Raw genomic sequence first — 15,321 nt, forward strand, 5'->3', positions numbered from 1 at the left:
AACTCATATCGTAAGCAATAAGAAATGGATATTTACACATGAAGTTTGTATTTTTCAGTGCTCATCCTCATTTGGCATACGATCATATTGTTGTGGTCTCATGATATTTGGCCTGGTCCGATTATACAACATTGGCTTCCGAATTAAAATATTTATTACCGATTTTAGGTCAAAAGGAATAAACGGCCACAGGTATGGACGATTTACAGAGCGTTCCATCGCTAATGCTACAATGATTATCGTTACAGGCACCACCAGTCCTGTTAAGCCAAATATCGATACGGTAACAATTAATAATAAGCGAATTAATCGATTAGCAAGCCCTAGCTCATAGCTCGGCGTAGCAAACATTCCTACTGCTGCAATAGCCATATAAAGGATTACTTCATTAACAAATAGCCCTGTTTGTACAGCAATATCTCCTATGAGAATAGCAGCAACAAGTGACATCGCAGTTGCGAGTGACGTTGGAGTATGTACGGATGCCATTCGCAATAGATCAACACCAATTTCAGCAATGATAAATTGGATGACAATCGGAATTTCACCTGTTTCTTTCGGACCAACAAAAGCAAGAAAATCTGGTCGATATTCTGGATGCAACACAAATAATAACCATAGTGGCAACAACATTAATGACATTAATATGCCAATAAACCTTACCCAACGTAAATATGTACCTACGAATGGCGTTTGACGGTTCTCCTCGGCATGCTGCATCAAGTCAGCGTAAGTAGTTGGCATCGTCATTACACTAGGTGAAGTATCTACAAACACTGCTACAGCACCTTCTAGCAAGTGAGAAGCAACTGTATCTGGACGTTCTGAGTAACGTACAAGCGGAAATGGATTCCAAGCTCGATTTATCGTCACTTCCTCCAATTGCTTATCTGCTAATGGTAATCCATCAATACGAACAGCTTCTATTTTTTCTTTGATGGATGCTAACAACGTTTTATCAACAAGATCATCAATATAAGCGATGCAGACATCCGTTTTCGTTCTAGTACCAACTCGCAAAAGTTCATACCTAAGCATAGGATCTTTCAACCGTCGTCTGACGAGTGAAATATTAACCATCAATGTTTCAATAAAACCATCTCTACTTCCACGAACAACTTTCTCTAATGAAGGCTCAGCTAAACCACGCGCCGGAAAATTACGCACTTCAATCAATAATGCAATTGGCTGATTGTCTATAAATAATGCGCACTCACCACCAAGCACACTTGCAATCATCAAATTCCAATCTTCTTCTTTTCGCACTTGAGCCGATGGCACATAGTATGTGAAAAAGCTATGTAATGCATCATAACCCAAATCTTTCGCTTCAAGAAAAGTTAGCCTTTTCAATATTTCAAGCATTATACCGGAGTTAACTAGTCCACTAACACAAAGCATTGCAATGCGAGTATTGCCAATTGTCATCTCTCTAACAGATACATCAAAACTTTTTTTGTAACCAATTTCGGCTTCAAGTCGAATGAGAATATCTTCTATTTTTGATGGAATGGGTTCTACAGGAGCTGTCTGCTTCTGACGCTTCATATGACTTAAATGGTGACTTTCATCTTCTCCTTCAAACATGCTTTCATCATCTATACTTTGCTGATGTGAAAAGAATTGATCATAAAGTAATCCATCATTTAAGAACTGATTGGATGGTGGTATCGGATCGTTTCCCGCTTGCTTATGATTTTCCTCCTGATTTTCGTAGGTCATTACTATACACTCCTTTTAAATATATTTAGATTAGCATTCATATAGAGATTCAAAGTTACCACTGGAAGATTAGCCAATCAAAAAAGGAACCTACCGTTTTTCCAATGACCATAGCCATCACTAATGCAACCATAGCCCGTGATAAACTCAGACGTTTGGCTATAATCGGAAGCACGTTCATCACTTCTGTTAGTGCAGCTGCCAACATTCCTACAAACATTCCATCTAGTAACCCAATGAAGCTGGTTATAGGCGGTAACGGTAAATTTAGTTGGATATTCAAAAAATCTGTTACTGTAAAATAAAGCGCTCCACCTATTAAGGCGGACTCAAAACAAAATGAGAGGTGATAGCTATTCGTTAACTGAGCAAGTCTTGGAATAAGATCAAAAATAACGAGTAAAGCTACAAAGCTTGTCCCGACAACAATCCCGCCAGAAAGCGCAAGGAACATAATAAAACCAATTTGTAAAAACTCAATCATATCCTTCCTCTCCTACCGAACTTTTCTCCTTATCTTGTCGATTCCTTATTTCCTCTGCGATCACATATGTATTAACATTCTCTTGATACATATACATTTCTACTTCAAGTGGATTCGGTTCCTCATTAAACTTCTTACGGAAAATATGATTGAAAAACAATATCATCCCGGCTCCTACCCCCACCGAATAAGGAATTTGAAACCAAAGTGGATGATCTTCACGTTTACCGGTAATTAGCTCTACAATTCGGATATGTGTATCCCTCATATTAACATCCGAGTGAAAGTTCATAAGTGCTAATCCAGATCCGAAGAATAGCAGTAACCAACAAACGACAAGTAATATGTAGCGAGGTTTTTTCTCGTCACTTGAAATCATCACTAATACTTGGGGATCACCGTACACATCAATTGACATCGTCGGCCATCGTTGTTTTACCTTCTCAATAATTTGCAGAAGATCGATAACTACTCGGTTTCCATCTTTAAGATTGTGCTTATATAGAATTAACTCAGAAAGTTGAGCATCTATTTCTTTATCACCAACAAGAATATGCGCTGCATCAGATAGTTTCACACTCTCTTGCTGACGAATGCTAATTCTACGTTTCAAGCGCAAATAGAGTGTATTTTTCTCCGTGTCCATACTAGTCACACCTCTTTTTAATCCAAATATGGTTAGATCATATGTAGTATTTGCAATTGTAGCTTTCCTACTCTATTTATTGAAAAAAAGATCATTTCAACATAATGAAATAAATGTTTAAACATAAAAAAACTGTCAGTGAACTAGTTAACAACTGGTTCATTGACAGTCTAGATTTTTTTATAGTAGGCACTTACTTTCGTTTCTATATCCATGGACAGTTACTTGATACGTATATGAAGTCTCATTGATTTGATTATCCAAAGTCCGCCCATTTATAGATTGAAGTCAATTATCATTTTCATATTCCATTTATCGCTCTTGCTCCACATAGCGAATACCTGATTGTTCATATCGATAAAATGGATTGCGTCCATCCCATCCTTCACCCATGACAAATGGGTTCAATCGTTCGTACTCAGCCACTGAAACAATACAAATATAATAATATCGCTGTAGTCTATCTTGAATTATTGAAGGTGTAATCTCATTATCAGAAGTTAACTTAATAAACTCATTTATGTAGAGATTTTTCGGAACCATATATTCGAAGACAAGTTTCTTCTTCGAGCCTTTGAGTCCAGCAAACATCATTGCTTCTTCACTAATATAATCTCCCATTTTATAGTGTTGATAAGGAAGTTTCTGTTTCTTATAATAACTCTCCGTTAAGGAATAAAGCTTGGAACTTATTTCGTTGGCACTCATTCTATATTTCCCGTTATAGATGTCATTCGAATTCATATGAATCTTCAATAAATCAAACAATTGAGACGTAAGGAACTCAATTAATCCATTCCTAAAATCAGTACTTGGTAGGTTAAGTGGTTTTGTTATCTCTTCTTCTGAAATTATATCTTCTTCAACCTCAACCGAAGGTTCATTATTTGCAATTATTATGTTTCTATATAGTCCAACCCTTACTCTTTTCCAATGCTCTGAACGATCCAAAGCATAACTGATTGCTTTACCCACAGCTAATTTATTATCACTTTCGTAACGTTTATTGTAATAAGCTGAGCTTCGGAATAACTCCTGCAAGTTGTGGGTTTGAATTTCTATAGTATCCAATTCATTTTCAGCATAATAATTTACAAATTGGAGTGTCGCTTCATTAAGGGATAGGTTTGCTGTCATTTCATTCGTCATCGGGAGACCCTCCAAAATTGATCGTTCTTTCTATACTAATAGAGAGGGTAGCCATTAGGCAACCTTCTTTAGTACTAATGATGGTTTAAAAGGGACTACTGAATATAAAAAGGATCCGGAATAAAAAATTCCGGATCCTCTAATTTACTTCATTAAAATCAGATAACTTATAAGTTGTAGTATTTACACTATAAGGCAATCTGTTCTTTAATAAGTTGTAATATTTTCTTCTCAAGACGTGACACCTGCACTTGAGAAATACCGAGTCGATTGGCAACTTCTGATTGTGTCTTATCGCGATAATAGCGCAAATATACAATCATACGTTCACGCTCACTTAGTCCACCAATCGCCTCTGTTAACGCTAATTTATCGAACCATTTATCTTGCGAATCATCTGCAATCTGATCCATGAGCGTAATTGGATCACCGTCATTTTCAAAAACTGTTTCATGAATGGATGTTGGTGGCTTGTTAGCCTCCTGAGCGAAGATAACGTCCTCAGGCGTAATCCCCAATCGTTCCGCAACTTCAGAAATAGTCGGTAATCTTCCCATTGTTTTGGAAAGTTCATCTTTCATTTTACGTACCTTATTGGCGGTTTCTTTCAAGGATCGGCTAACCTTGAGTGTTCCATCATCACGTAAGAAACGTTGAATCTCACCAATAATCATTGGAACTGCATATGTAGAAAACTTTACATCATAAGATAAATCAAATTTATCTACAGACTTGAGCAGTCCAATGCATCCGATTTGAAATAGATCCTCTGGCTCATATCCTCGATTCATAAAGCGCTGCACGACTGACCAGACAAGCCTAATATTTGAGTTAACAAGACGATCTCGCGCTTCCATATCACCTGATTGGCTTAAGGCGATTAATCGCTTCACCTCAGAATCTTCCAAATACGGTTGGCCCGTTTGCTTAAAATCGACTTTCATGAGGTTCAACCCCTATGCTCTAGTAATAGAGCGCTTTTTTTGATTCAATGCGCTTCGTCATTATAATACGAGTTCCACCGCCGACAGTGCTTGATGCTTCGAAATGATCCATAAAATTCTCCATAATCGTAAAACCCATTCCAGCACGTTCTCCATCAGATAATGTAGTGAATAAAGGTTGACGTGCAAGTTCCATATCTTCTATCCCTTTACCACTATCACTAATTTCGATGATGATTCGATCATTTTCAATACTTGCATTAATCTCTACTTCTTGACTTGGATCATTATCATATCCGTGAATAATGCAGTTTGTTACTGCTTCAGATACAACTGTTTTTAAATCATTTAATTCTTCTAATGTAGGATCTAGTTGACTGGCAAATGCAGCAATTGCAATACGAGAGAGCGATTCATTCTCAGATCTAGCACTAAATACTAGTCTCATTTTATTTCCCGCGTTCATGATACCACCTCCAAGCTAGAAAGTGCGCGAACCTCATCGTCATATACATCGATAATTTTGAATAAACCAGATAGCTCTAACAGCTTGTGTACTGGTGAATCAATATGACAAAGAATTAATTTTCCGCCCCTATTCTTCAACTGCTTGTAACGACCGAGCAGTACGCCAATACCTGAACTGTCCATGAAGGTTAATGTTTCTAAATTCATCACCATATGATGTGAATTCTCCTTCAAAAGCACTTCATCCAGCTTTAGTCGAACATCCTCAGAAGTATGATGATCTAGTTCTCCGGTTAGGCGTACAATGACAACATTTCGATTGTGTACTACTTCTGTGCGCAATGACATCCATCGCTCAGCTCCTCATCGTTATATTTGTGTCAAATAAAACTAGCTGCTTTTTGGCGAATAGAGAATCATTCCACATCTGCATTGTTAATTCCTGCACCGTGACAAAACTAGAAGAAAACGGTCAATTGCCGACAAATACTTCACATGATCTTACTTAAATAAGCTCTGCGTGGAACGTTTTAATAAGCGGAACCAGTTTACTTTCTCAACCGTTCGTGGTGCTAGCAATTCAAATTCTTTCATCGCTTGTTCACCTTGATAAATAGTTAACTTCCCAATCGGTTGGCCCGCAACAATCGGTGCTTTTATTGATTTATCCATATCAACTTCATAGTGAATTTTTGAAGTATCACTACCTCGTTTAATAAGAATCGAGAAAGGTTGCTCTGCAGCAAGATCAACTCTGCTCTCCATTCCTTTTTCAATCTCAAGCGAACCAATCGTTGCTCCCTTTTCTATAACGACATGATTACTATACTGTGCAAAAGCGTAATCCATCATTTGTGAAACATCGGAGTTTCTTACTTTTGTATTAGGTGCTCCCATAACAACTGCGATTACCCGCATTCCATCACGAGCTGCAGATGCTGACAAACAGAACTTCGCTTCGCTGGTATAACCAGTTTTAACACCATCCGCACCTGGATAGAAACGTACCAATTTATTCGTATTTACAAGCCAGAACGGTTTTTCGGAATCTTTACGAAGATAATCTTGGTACTTCCCTGTAAACTGCCTGATTAAATCATATTTCATTAATTCACGCGATACTAATGCGATATCATAAGCGGAAGAGTAATGATTCTCTACCGGTAACCCATTAGAGTTCATGAAATGAGTGTTATTCATACCAAGTTGCTTGGCACGTTCGTTCATTAGCTTGACGAACTCCTCTTCTGTTCCACCTAACTTTTCAGCTAAAGCAACTGAAGCATCATTTCCAGATGCCATAGCTACACCTTTTAGCATCTCTTCTACAGACATTTCTTCGCCTTCTTCAAGAAAGATTTGTGATCCTCCCATAGACGCTGCGTTTGCACTTGTACGAACCATATCTGTTAATTTCATCTTCCCTTGACCGACTGCTTCCATAACTAGTAGCATCGTCATTACTTTCGTAATGCTCGCAGGAGGTAGTTTTTCGTTACTATTTTTCTCAAAAATAATGGTGCCGCTATCTGCATCTATTAATACTGCTGAAGCAGCGTTTAGTGCAAGTGTTGGTCCAACATTAGAGTTCGTTTCAATTGTTTCTACCTCTTCAGATGATAGCGTAAGCGCGTCAATCGTTGCTCCAGAATAACTGGACGAAATGAGGCAAGTTAATACCAACATCAATACTATTTTTTTCAACTTATGTCCCTCCTACAAACTTTTCGTATTTTCTTGAGAAGCTTCCTTGTAACGAAAAGTTACTTCGGAAACATAAACCTAATTAGCTGTTCTTCTAGACATAATGAAAACAGTCTTCATTAGTTGTCTCACTTACTTAGTCATTGTTGACGAATATATTAAAAATTATTCCATCCATAGTAGTATTCATCTTTGTGAGTAGCGACAAGTTATGTAAGTTGAATCGTATTTAGAGTTTCAACTAGTAGAAAATAGATATACAAAAAATTGAAGAAACAATAATGAACTTACAAAATCAAAAAAGCCTGCAAAGCAATAGCTTATCGCTACCACTTTACAGGCTTCAATATTTTAGTGTGCTCTACAATGTAGTCACTCCATCTTTTGTCACAATCGCCATTAAGAGAGGACGTAATTGTGGATTCTGCTCACTAATATGATAAGCGCTATGAACCATCATGACCGGCTCTGAGTGCTCGTCCAATTCTTTATTCACATGTAGTGTCGCTAGCACTTCACCTTGCCGCACGGCGTCTCCTACCTTCTTTTGGAGTACAATTCCAACTGCATGATCAATCGACTCTTCCTTAGTAGCTCGACCAGCACCTAGTTTCATCGCCGCAATTCCTAGTTGCTCAGCACCTATCGCATTTACATAACCTGAATGTTGGCTCTTCACATCGTACAGTTTAGATGCCTGAGGTAGTTTATTCACATCATAAATAATTGATCCATCTCCACCCTGAGCTTCCACTAGCTCTTGTAACTTAAGTAATGCCTTACCGCTTCGTAAGCACTCTACTACAACATCTCTAGCTTCTTCATAACTATTAGCCTGTTGACCCAATACAACCATATGTGCAGCAAGTGTGATGCAGAGTTCAGTAAGATCAGTAGGTCCTTTACCTTGTAGTGTAACTATCGCTTCTTCGACTTCAAGCGCATTACCGATGGCAAATCCTAATGGCTGATCCATATCACTTATGACTGCCGCTGTATCACGACCAACTTCCGTTCCAATACTAACCATCATCTGTGCTAATTCGATTGACTCTTCTAGCGTTTTCATAAAAGCCCCGTTGCCTGTCTTTACATCAAGCACAATAGCATCTGCACCTGCAGCAATCTTCTTACTCATAATAGAGCTTGATATAAGCGGAATCGATTCAACTGTTGCAGTAACATCACGAAGTGCATACAATTGTTTGTCTGCTGGTGCCAAATCACCACTTTGACCAATAATAGATACGCCTATCTTATTCACTTGATCAACAAATTGTTGTTGAGTGCGTTCCGTGTGGAAACCAGCTATAGATTCTAGCTTATCAACAGTACCTCCAGTATGACCAAGACCTCTACCAGACATTTTCGCAACTGGAACTCCTAACGCTGCAACAAGTGGAGCTAGAATTAGACTAGTTTTATCACCGACTCCACCAGTAGAATGCTTGTCTACCTTCACGCCATTGATCGCTGACAAGTCAATTTGATCTCCTGAGCTCGCCATAGCTAAAGTCAAATCCGCTACTTCTCTAGGCGTCATTCCATTAAAATAAACGGCCATCGTCCATGCAGACATCTGGTAATCCGGAATGTTACCTAGACAATACTGCTCAATCCATTCATTAATTTCTTGAGTAGATAACTCTTTTCCATCGCGCTTCTTCTGTATAAAATCTACTGCTCTCATGAGTTACCTCCATTAAGTATGCTAGTGAATTTTGAATATGTCCTCGCGATCAGTTGAAGTCATAAGTGTAATTAGCGATTACAAAGCTATATCTCTTAGAATAAGAAGCTCAAAGTACATTTCTATACAAGAGCATCTGTAATTGTAGTGTAAGAAACATAATACGGTAGCAATGCTGTCTCAATAAAATATTAGATTAAATATCGATTATGTTTCTTATCAGATTCATGAAATTTAGAAAACTCTTCAAACAACTTTACAAAGCACAGGTTAACAACGGATAACTCGCATGACTATATTGCGCCTTCATGATGTATTCATCAAGAGTTTGACTAAGTACAATAACATCATGATGTAGCAAGCTACCTCGTTGGCTTGCTGTAATTTCCATCTGTTTGCGGAGAAATTCAATTTTCACATTAAGCTGACTGTCTATCACTTGTCTAACCATCCTTCTTCATAATAACTTGTTTTACGCAGACTACTAAGACATTATACGACGAAGTGATTTTCGAATGTTGTCACAATCCGTCAGTTCAATTGTGACAACATTGTGACAGTTTTATTAGATTTTGGCGATTAATGACGTAACTAGCTCTAAAAATTGCGATTTAACTCGATCAGTCGTTTCCATAACTTCCACATGCGACAATGGTTGATCCAATATACCTGCTGCCATATTACTAATACACGAAATACCGACAACTTCAATTCCACTATGTCGAGCTGCAATAACTTCAGCAACCGTTGACATTCCTACTGCATCAGCACCAATGATTCGTAACATTCTAATCTCAGCGGGTGTTTCGTAGGATGGACCAAGTAATCCAGCATATACACCTTCAACAAGCCCTATTCCTTTTTCAGATGCCACATTTTTTGCAATCTCTCTCAAACGTTTACTATACGCTTCAGACATATCTGGGAACCTTGCACCTAGATCAGCGTCATTAGCTCCGATCAACGGATTTTTACCTGTTAGATTCAAATGATCTGAGATTAACATTAGATTACCTGATGCAAACTCTAAATTAATACCACCAGCTGCATTTGTTACAATTAGAGATTTGACACCTAATGCTTTCATCACTCTAACTGGAAACGCCGTTACTTCTGGTGAATATCCTTCGTACATATGGAAACGACCACGCATAAGTACAACTGTTTTTCCTGCAATGGTTCCAATCATTAATTCACCGGCATGACCTTCAACCGTAGATACAGGAAAATGAGGAATATCTTCATAAGAAATTACTGTTGCGCTATCAATATGATCTCCTAACACACCTAACCCTGATCCAAGGATAAGACCAATCTCCGGCATTACATTTATTTGCTCTGCAATATATTGTGCTGCTTCTTTAATTTGCTGACTTGCAGTAATTGTACTCATCTTAATTCCCCCTAAATTATATTCACTATTCTAATGTGACTACTTGTCCTACGTTACTTTGAATAACCTATAGCTCATCACATCGTTATCAGAGTCCGCTTTTTGAACTACCTCTATTATTGAAGTAGAGACAAGAAGCTATTTCCTGTCGGCGGTGCCGCTACTTCGAAATTATCCGCGATTGTAGCTCCTAAATCTGCAAATGTCGATCTCGTCTCAAGTTGTTGAGGATCTTTCAAGGACGGACTATACAACAAGATAGGAACATATTCACGAGTATGATCCGTTCCAGGGTGAGTAGGATCATTACCGTGGTCAGCAGTAATAATCAATAGATCACGTTCGCCTATTTGCTCCATCATTGCAGGTAAAGCTTCATCAAATTGTTCTAATGCTTTGCCATAACCGATTGGATCACGACGATGACCGTACAGAGAATCGAAATCAACGAGATTCGTAAATAAGAAACCATTAAATTTTGTTTTCAAAAGTTCAATCGTTTGTTGAATCCCCTCTTCATTGCTTTTCGAAGGATTGGATTGATTGATTCCCTCACTATCAAATATATCATAGATTTTCCCAACAGAGATCGTCTCAAAACCACCATCTTGCAATTCGTTAAGTACTGTTCTTTGCGGTGGTTTCAAAGCATAATCATGTCGATGAGGTGTACGCTTGAAATCTCCTGGTGAACCAACATAAGGTCTAGCAATAACTCGTCCTACAGAGAAGCGATCTTCCATCGTTAATTCGCGAGCAATTTCACAAGCTTTATACAGTTCCTCCAGTGGAATAATTTCCTCATGGGCTGCTAACTGGAATACACTATCTGCACTTGTATATACAATCCAAGCACCACTCTTCATTTGCTCTTCGCCAAGCTCATCTAAAATCTCCGTACCACTGGCAGGTTTATTTCCAATCACTTTTCTGCCAGTACGAGTCTCAAACTGCTCAATTAACTCTTCTGGAAACCCATCAGGGAAAGTTTGAAAAGGAGTCTCAATAAGTAGCCCCATGATTTCCCAATGACCAGTCATTGTATCTTTGCCGACTGAAGCTTCTGCCATCTTTCCATAATAGGCTTGAGGCTTCTTCGTTGAATCTGGCTTCCATTCGTGAATAGGTGCAATTCGATCCAACCCTAACGCTCTAAGATGAGGTAGATTAAGTGCCGGATATTCACGAGCGATATGACCAAGAGTATGACTTCCTACATCACCAAATTGATCAGCATCTGGTAATTCACCAATACCTACACTATCCAATACAACGACAGCAATTCGATCAAACTTCATATGATCACTCCTAAACTTTTTGTATCTTCATGGTTGACTTCTTAGCAACAAAAAGTCACTTCGGAAGCATATACTAAACTTTTTGTATCTTCATGGTTGACTTCTTAGCAACAAAAAGTCACTTCGGAAGCATATACTAAACTTTTTGTGTCTACATGGTTGACTTCTTAGCAACAAAAAGTCACTTCGGAAGCATATACTAAACTTTTTGTATCTTCATGGTTGACTTCTTAGCAACAAAAAGTCTCTTCGGAAGTATTACTAATTTTTTTGTGTAGTCATGCAAATGACAAGTAACATTTCGCATCTTAGGCTCTTGGGTGTGAGCTACTGTATACATCCTTCATTTTCGACTTAGCGATTGAAGTGTATTTCATCGTCGAAGTAATATCGACATGCCCGAGAATTTCTTGTACCGCTCTTACATCAGCACCATTTTCCAGTAAATGAGCAGCAACAGAGTGTCTCAACGTATGAGGTGTAATCTCTTCTGACACACCCGCTTCAAGGGCGTATTTTTTAATAATTTTCCAGAAGCCTTGCCTTGTTATTCGCCCACCATGATGATTGAGAAATAACACTTCTTGTTGCGTACTCTCTACCGCTAATTGAGCTCTACCATGTTCCAAATAAGCCTCAATGGCTTCTTTGGCGTAATTGCCAAAAGGTACAAACCGCTCTTTCTGGCTTGGACTTATTACTTGGATAAATCCTAGAGATAGATGAACATGATCTACATTCAGAGAAACTAATTCTGTTACTCTAATACCTGTAGCATACAGCAGCTCTAACATGGCTTTATCACGAATACCTACTGCAGTTGACAAGTCAGGTACTTGAAGCAAGCGATTCGTATCTTCTTGCGATATTATTTGCGGCACTTTTTTCTCGAGTTTTGGGGCTTCTATAAATATGGAAGGGTCATGTGAGATGAAATCATGAATAATAAGATAGTGGAAAAGGGCACGGATGGATACCACATGTCTAGCAATAGTGGCTGGCTTAAGATCCGCTTCTTTCAACTGCATCATATACTTCAAAGTATGATGCTTATGTACGCTTGTCCATCCCTTTACACCTTCACCTTCAAGATAGCCAGTAAATTTTAACAGATCTCTTTCATATGACTGATAGGAGTTTGTCGTTAGCTTACGTTCTTGTTGTAAAACTTTTAAGTATTGATGTAACTGCTCGTACATCCTCCCACTCCTTAAACTTTTCATTTAAAATCTCTATTACACTTCTCGCAAATGAAAAGTACTTCGAAAGCATTGACTTTTACGAGGTATATCATTACCTATTTTCTATTCTCCATACCACAAAAACCAAACTAAACGATCTGGCATAGAACTTTTATCAATATATTGTGACGAACTATCGAATACTTTCACTGCGTTTCCAATCGGTTTTTGGTAATGAGTATTTGGTTGAATCAGTTGCTGTACCCATTGATAAGCAGTTGCAACTATAACGAGTAATACGATGAACAAAAAAAAGAAAAGCAGTTTATGTATCATATCCTTCATAATAACCATCAACATACCTCCTAAAACTTTTTATACTCACATATGAAAAGTAGCTTCAAAAGTAGATACATAAAATATGTACATGCATTTTAAAGTAGTATGTTGGATTACAGCAAAATATGATGTCTAATTGCCTCATTATGAAAAAAGGCCTGCAACCAATTACATGGATGAGCAGGACCAATTATTGTTTATTTTCGTTTAAATCACGACAGCTACGGCAAACGCCATGAAAATCTAATCTATGATCTACTGTTTCAAAACCTAGTTGTGCGAACAATCGTTCCTCAAGCGGTAATAGCCAGTCATCCTTAATTTCACTCATCGTACCACATTGAATACAAATGAGATGATGATGATGATGATGATTCGTATCGCCTCTAAGATCGTAACGAGCAACGCCATCTCCGAAGTTAATCTTCTCAACTACATGCAGCTCTGTCAAAAGCTCCAATGTCCGGTAAACAGTCGCTAGTCCAATTTCAGGAGCTATCCCCTTTACGAGTAAAAATACATCCTCTGCGCTAAGATGATCTTCCTCATTTTCTAGTAGAATACGAAGGGTGGCTTCTCGCTGTGGAGTCAACTTATAGCCCTTATCTTGTAATTGTTGTTTAATATTTCCAATCTGGGCTTCCATCTCTCTCCTCCTACCATTACTTCCTACTAAAATCTGCTTTTATTATATTAGTATAAAGCGATATAAGTCAAACTTTTTCAAAGTTATTTAAACGTTTGTCTTACATTGGCAATTGCACCAAATACCATTCCATCATTTGAGGTGATACATATACTTCTATAAACGCTGCCACAGCAAGTAATACAAGCATGGACATTGCTACAGCACTATAAGAAATAAGTGCCTCTCTCACATTACCCGCATTACCATCATGTAATATTAATCGCTTTTTCACTAAAAAAGTTGAAAACCCAATCGCAGCTGAGCTTAGAATCAGTATAGCAGGAACAGCTACGACATTATGTGGAATTACTGTGACAAGACTTAACAAAACACCTTGTGCACCGAACATTTGCACAACGAAATGAATACTGCATCCAAGCAGAAAACCCTTTAAAAAATTCAAAACAATAATGATCGGAACACCTACCACAGTAATTCCAAGAATGAATAGTAATGCGACCCATTTAAAGTAGCCGAAAAATGTATCCCAAAACAAATATGAACTATTTATATCACTATTTTGTTTTATCCAATTCATATATAAAGCAATCTCATTACCAAGTCCTATCTGTTGTTCGCTCGGCAACACCTGTATAAATAAACTGCCAAAGACTGCTCCAGCAAACATTACTACTCCAAGGTAGACCCATTTCATCATATTACTTTTCAACATCATATCACCCTTTCAATCTAACTTATGTCTTCAAAACATATGCTAGATTAATAGAGTTTATGCTATATTAGTTGATTCTAATTACTTAAGTAAGTGAGCCTGTTCGTTGCAACAACTTCCATGCATTAACGGCTAAAAGTGTTTTTGCATCACTAATATCACCAGTAGCAATATAAGCATCCGCCTCTTCAATTGTGATTAATCTCACAATGACATCCTCATCTTCATCGAGATGTTGTTGTCCAATCGTAACCTCATTAGTGAAATACGTATATAAAATTTCATCTGCAAAACCAGGTGAAGTGTAATATTGATGTAATAATTGTAGATTATGAGCAACATAGCCAGTTTCCTCTTCTAATTCACGAGCCGCTGCAACGATAGGCTCTTCCATGGGATCAAGCTTTCCTGCTGGTATCTCAATTTGAGTTTTACCTAGTGGCTTACGATATTGTTCAACTACAATTAATTTTCCATTGTGAATCGCTACTACAGCAGCAGCACCAGGATGTTTCACTATTTCACGAGTCGCCGTTCTGCCATCAGGCAAAGCAACTGTATCTACTTGAAGACTGATTACTTTCCCTTTGAAAATGTGTTCTGTTGAAATTGTAGGCTCATTCCATATTGCTTTATTATTTTTTTCCTTCATTTTTGTTTTCCTCCGATCATAAGTAAGCTAAGCCAATATTTAATGTAAAAAAAGACAAGTTGTCATAATGTAACAACCATTTTCATAGTCTCATTTATAAAGACTAAGGAGATGAGTGAATTTGAAACAAATGATAAATAAGAACAAACTTATGCTTTCAGGAAAAGCAAAGCATATTCAAATAGCTTTAAACGGAATTGCCAAGAGTCAATATGGCAATTGTACATTAGCTCAATATACAGCTAATCGACCTGAGATGCGCATAACTCTTGGCAATTTGGAGTCTTAAT

The 15,321-nt window shown here is 37.9% G+C and carries 18 protein-coding genes; 1 reads left to right on the plus strand and 17 read right to left on the minus strand.

All coding sequences use genetic code 11. From position 1 onward, the window contains the following. Positions 1-54 precede the first annotated feature (54 nt). The 17 genes from NAG76_20485 to NAG76_20565 form a co-directional block, all read right to left on the minus strand. Entirely contained in the window at positions 55-1,722 is a 1,668-nt protein-coding gene (locus NAG76_20485; protein ID URN94170.1) for a spore germination protein, read from the minus strand. A 55-nt stretch (positions 1,723-1,777) separates the two neighbouring features. Then, a complete protein-coding gene (locus NAG76_20490) occupies positions 1,778-2,206 on the minus strand; it encodes a stage V sporulation protein AB (GenBank protein URN94171.1) in 429 nt (142 codons plus the stop codon). Then, positions 2,199-2,852, minus strand: coding sequence for a stage V sporulation protein AA (locus NAG76_20495; GenBank protein ID URN94172.1), 654 nt, complete (start codon positions 2,850-2,852; stop codon positions 2,199-2,201). The genes NAG76_20490 and NAG76_20495 overlap by 8 nt, the downstream gene beginning before the upstream one ends. A 312-nt stretch (positions 2,853-3,164) precedes the next feature. Continuing rightward, positions 3,165-4,001 (minus strand): hypothetical protein, encoded by an 837-nt coding sequence (locus NAG76_20500; protein URN94173.1) that lies wholly within the window; start codon positions 3,999-4,001, stop codon positions 3,165-3,167. 188 nt (positions 4,002-4,189) lie between these two features. After that, complete coding sequence (gene sigF, locus NAG76_20505; GenBank protein ID URN94174.1) at positions 4,190-4,945, minus strand: RNA polymerase sporulation sigma factor SigF; 756 nt, start codon at positions 4,943-4,945, stop codon at positions 4,190-4,192. A gap of 19 nt (positions 4,946-4,964) precedes the next feature. Then, positions 4,965-5,411 carry an anti-sigma F factor gene (gene spoIIAB, locus NAG76_20510; protein URN94175.1) on the minus strand — a complete coding sequence of 149 codons (447 nt, stop codon included), beginning with the start codon at positions 5,409-5,411 and terminating at the stop codon, positions 4,965-4,967. Continuing rightward, a complete protein-coding gene (gene spoIIAA / locus NAG76_20515) occupies positions 5,408-5,761 on the minus strand; it encodes an anti-sigma F factor antagonist (protein URN94176.1) in 354 nt (117 codons plus the stop codon). Before spoIIAA ends, spoIIAB begins: the two co-directional genes overlap by 4 nt. Positions 5,762-5,914: 153 nt before the next feature. Beyond that, a complete protein-coding gene (locus NAG76_20520; protein URN94177.1) occupies positions 5,915-7,117 on the minus strand; it encodes a D-alanyl-D-alanine carboxypeptidase in 1,203 nt (400 codons plus the stop codon). Between the two features lie 361 nt (positions 7,118-7,478). Then, the gene (locus NAG76_20525) at positions 7,479-8,807 is read right to left on the minus strand and encodes a pyrimidine-nucleoside phosphorylase (protein ID URN94178.1); all 1,329 of its coding nucleotides are present in this window, start codon (positions 8,805-8,807) and stop codon (positions 7,479-7,481) included. A gap of 256 nt (positions 8,808-9,063) precedes the next feature. Beyond that, complete coding sequence (locus tag NAG76_20530; GenBank protein URN94179.1) at positions 9,064-9,246, minus strand: aspartyl-phosphate phosphatase Spo0E family protein; 183 nt, start codon at positions 9,244-9,246, stop codon at positions 9,064-9,066. A 126-nt stretch (positions 9,247-9,372) separates the two neighbouring features. Next, a complete protein-coding gene (locus NAG76_20535; GenBank protein URN94180.1) occupies positions 9,373-10,200 on the minus strand; it encodes a purine-nucleoside phosphorylase in 828 nt (275 codons plus the stop codon). 116 nt (positions 10,201-10,316) lie between these two features. After that, positions 10,317-11,498, minus strand: a complete 1,182-nt coding sequence (locus tag NAG76_20540; GenBank protein ID URN94181.1) for a phosphopentomutase — start codon at positions 11,496-11,498, stop codon at positions 10,317-10,319. 308 nt (positions 11,499-11,806) lie between these two features. Next, on the minus strand, positions 11,807-12,697 hold the full coding sequence (gene xerD, locus NAG76_20545; GenBank protein ID URN94182.1) for a site-specific tyrosine recombinase XerD: 891 nt from the start codon (positions 12,695-12,697) through the stop codon (positions 11,807-11,809). Between the two features lie 105 nt (positions 12,698-12,802). Beyond that, entirely contained in the window at positions 12,803-13,033 is a 231-nt protein-coding gene (locus NAG76_20550; protein ID URN94183.1) for a YqzK family protein, read from the minus strand. A 175-nt stretch (positions 13,034-13,208) separates the two neighbouring features. Beyond that, complete coding sequence (locus NAG76_20555; GenBank protein ID URN94184.1) at positions 13,209-13,664, minus strand: transcriptional repressor; 456 nt, start codon at positions 13,662-13,664, stop codon at positions 13,209-13,211. Between the two features lie 100 nt (positions 13,665-13,764). Continuing rightward, a complete protein-coding gene (gene spoIIM, locus NAG76_20560; protein ID URN94185.1) occupies positions 13,765-14,379 on the minus strand; it encodes a stage II sporulation protein M in 615 nt (204 codons plus the stop codon). An 85-nt stretch (positions 14,380-14,464) separates the two neighbouring features. Continuing rightward, positions 14,465-15,031, minus strand: a complete 567-nt coding sequence (locus NAG76_20565; GenBank protein ID URN94186.1) for an NUDIX hydrolase — start codon at positions 15,029-15,031, stop codon at positions 14,465-14,467. A 121-nt stretch (positions 15,032-15,152) separates the two neighbouring features. On the opposite strand from NAG76_20565, the gene NAG76_20570 reads away from it, so the two are divergent. Further along, positions 15,153-15,320, plus strand: coding sequence for a hypothetical protein (locus NAG76_20570; GenBank protein URN94187.1), 168 nt, complete (start codon positions 15,153-15,155; stop codon positions 15,318-15,320). The last annotated feature ends 1 nt before the right edge of the window (position 15,321 follow it).

Origin of the sequence: Candidatus Pristimantibacillus lignocellulolyticus (genome assembly GCA_023639215.1) — a bacterium.
Taxonomy (GTDB): domain Bacteria; phylum Bacillota; class Bacilli; order Paenibacillales; family Paenibacillaceae; genus Pristimantibacillus; species Pristimantibacillus lignocellulolyticus.

Excerpts from the sequence above, each read along its gene's own strand:
- NAG76_20485 (URN94170.1), bottom strand. The coding sequence starts at position 1,722 with ATGACCTACGAAAATCAGGAGGAAAATCATAAGCAAGCGGGAAACGAT.
- NAG76_20490 (URN94171.1), bottom strand. The coding sequence starts at position 2,206 with ATGATTGAGTTTTTACAAATTGGTTTTATTATGTTCCTTGCGCTTTCT.
- NAG76_20495 (URN94172.1), bottom strand. The coding sequence starts at position 2,852 with ATGGACACGGAGAAAAATACACTCTATTTGCGCTTGAAACGTAGAATT.
- NAG76_20500 (URN94173.1), bottom strand. The coding sequence starts at position 4,001 with ATGACGAATGAAATGACAGCAAACCTATCCCTTAATGAAGCGACACTC.
- sigF (URN94174.1), bottom strand. The coding sequence starts at position 4,945 with ATGAAAGTCGATTTTAAGCAAACGGGCCAACCGTATTTGGAAGATTCT.
- spoIIAB (URN94175.1), bottom strand. The coding sequence starts at position 5,411 with ATGAACGCGGGAAATAAAATGAGACTAGTATTTAGTGCTAGATCTGAG.
- spoIIAA (URN94176.1), bottom strand. The coding sequence starts at position 5,761 with ATGTCATTGCGCACAGAAGTAGTACACAATCGAAATGTTGTCATTGTA.
- NAG76_20525 (URN94178.1), bottom strand. The coding sequence starts at position 8,807 with ATGAGAGCAGTAGATTTTATACAGAAGAAGCGCGATGGAAAAGAGTTA.
- NAG76_20535 (URN94180.1), bottom strand. The coding sequence starts at position 10,200 with ATGAGTACAATTACTGCAAGTCAGCAAATTAAAGAAGCAGCACAATAT.
- NAG76_20540 (URN94181.1), bottom strand. The coding sequence starts at position 11,498 with ATGAAGTTTGATCGAATTGCTGTCGTTGTATTGGATAGTGTAGGTATT.
- xerD (URN94182.1), bottom strand. The coding sequence starts at position 12,697 with ATGTACGAGCAGTTACATCAATACTTAAAAGTTTTACAACAAGAACGT.
- NAG76_20550 (URN94183.1), bottom strand. The coding sequence starts at position 13,033 with ATGGTTATTATGAAGGATATGATACATAAACTGCTTTTCTTTTTTTTG.
- NAG76_20555 (URN94184.1), bottom strand. The coding sequence starts at position 13,664 with ATGGAAGCCCAGATTGGAAATATTAAACAACAATTACAAGATAAGGGC.
- spoIIM (URN94185.1), bottom strand. The coding sequence starts at position 14,379 with ATGTTGAAAAGTAATATGATGAAATGGGTCTACCTTGGAGTAGTAATG.
- NAG76_20565 (URN94186.1), bottom strand. The coding sequence starts at position 15,031 with ATGAAGGAAAAAAATAATAAAGCAATATGGAATGAGCCTACAATTTCA.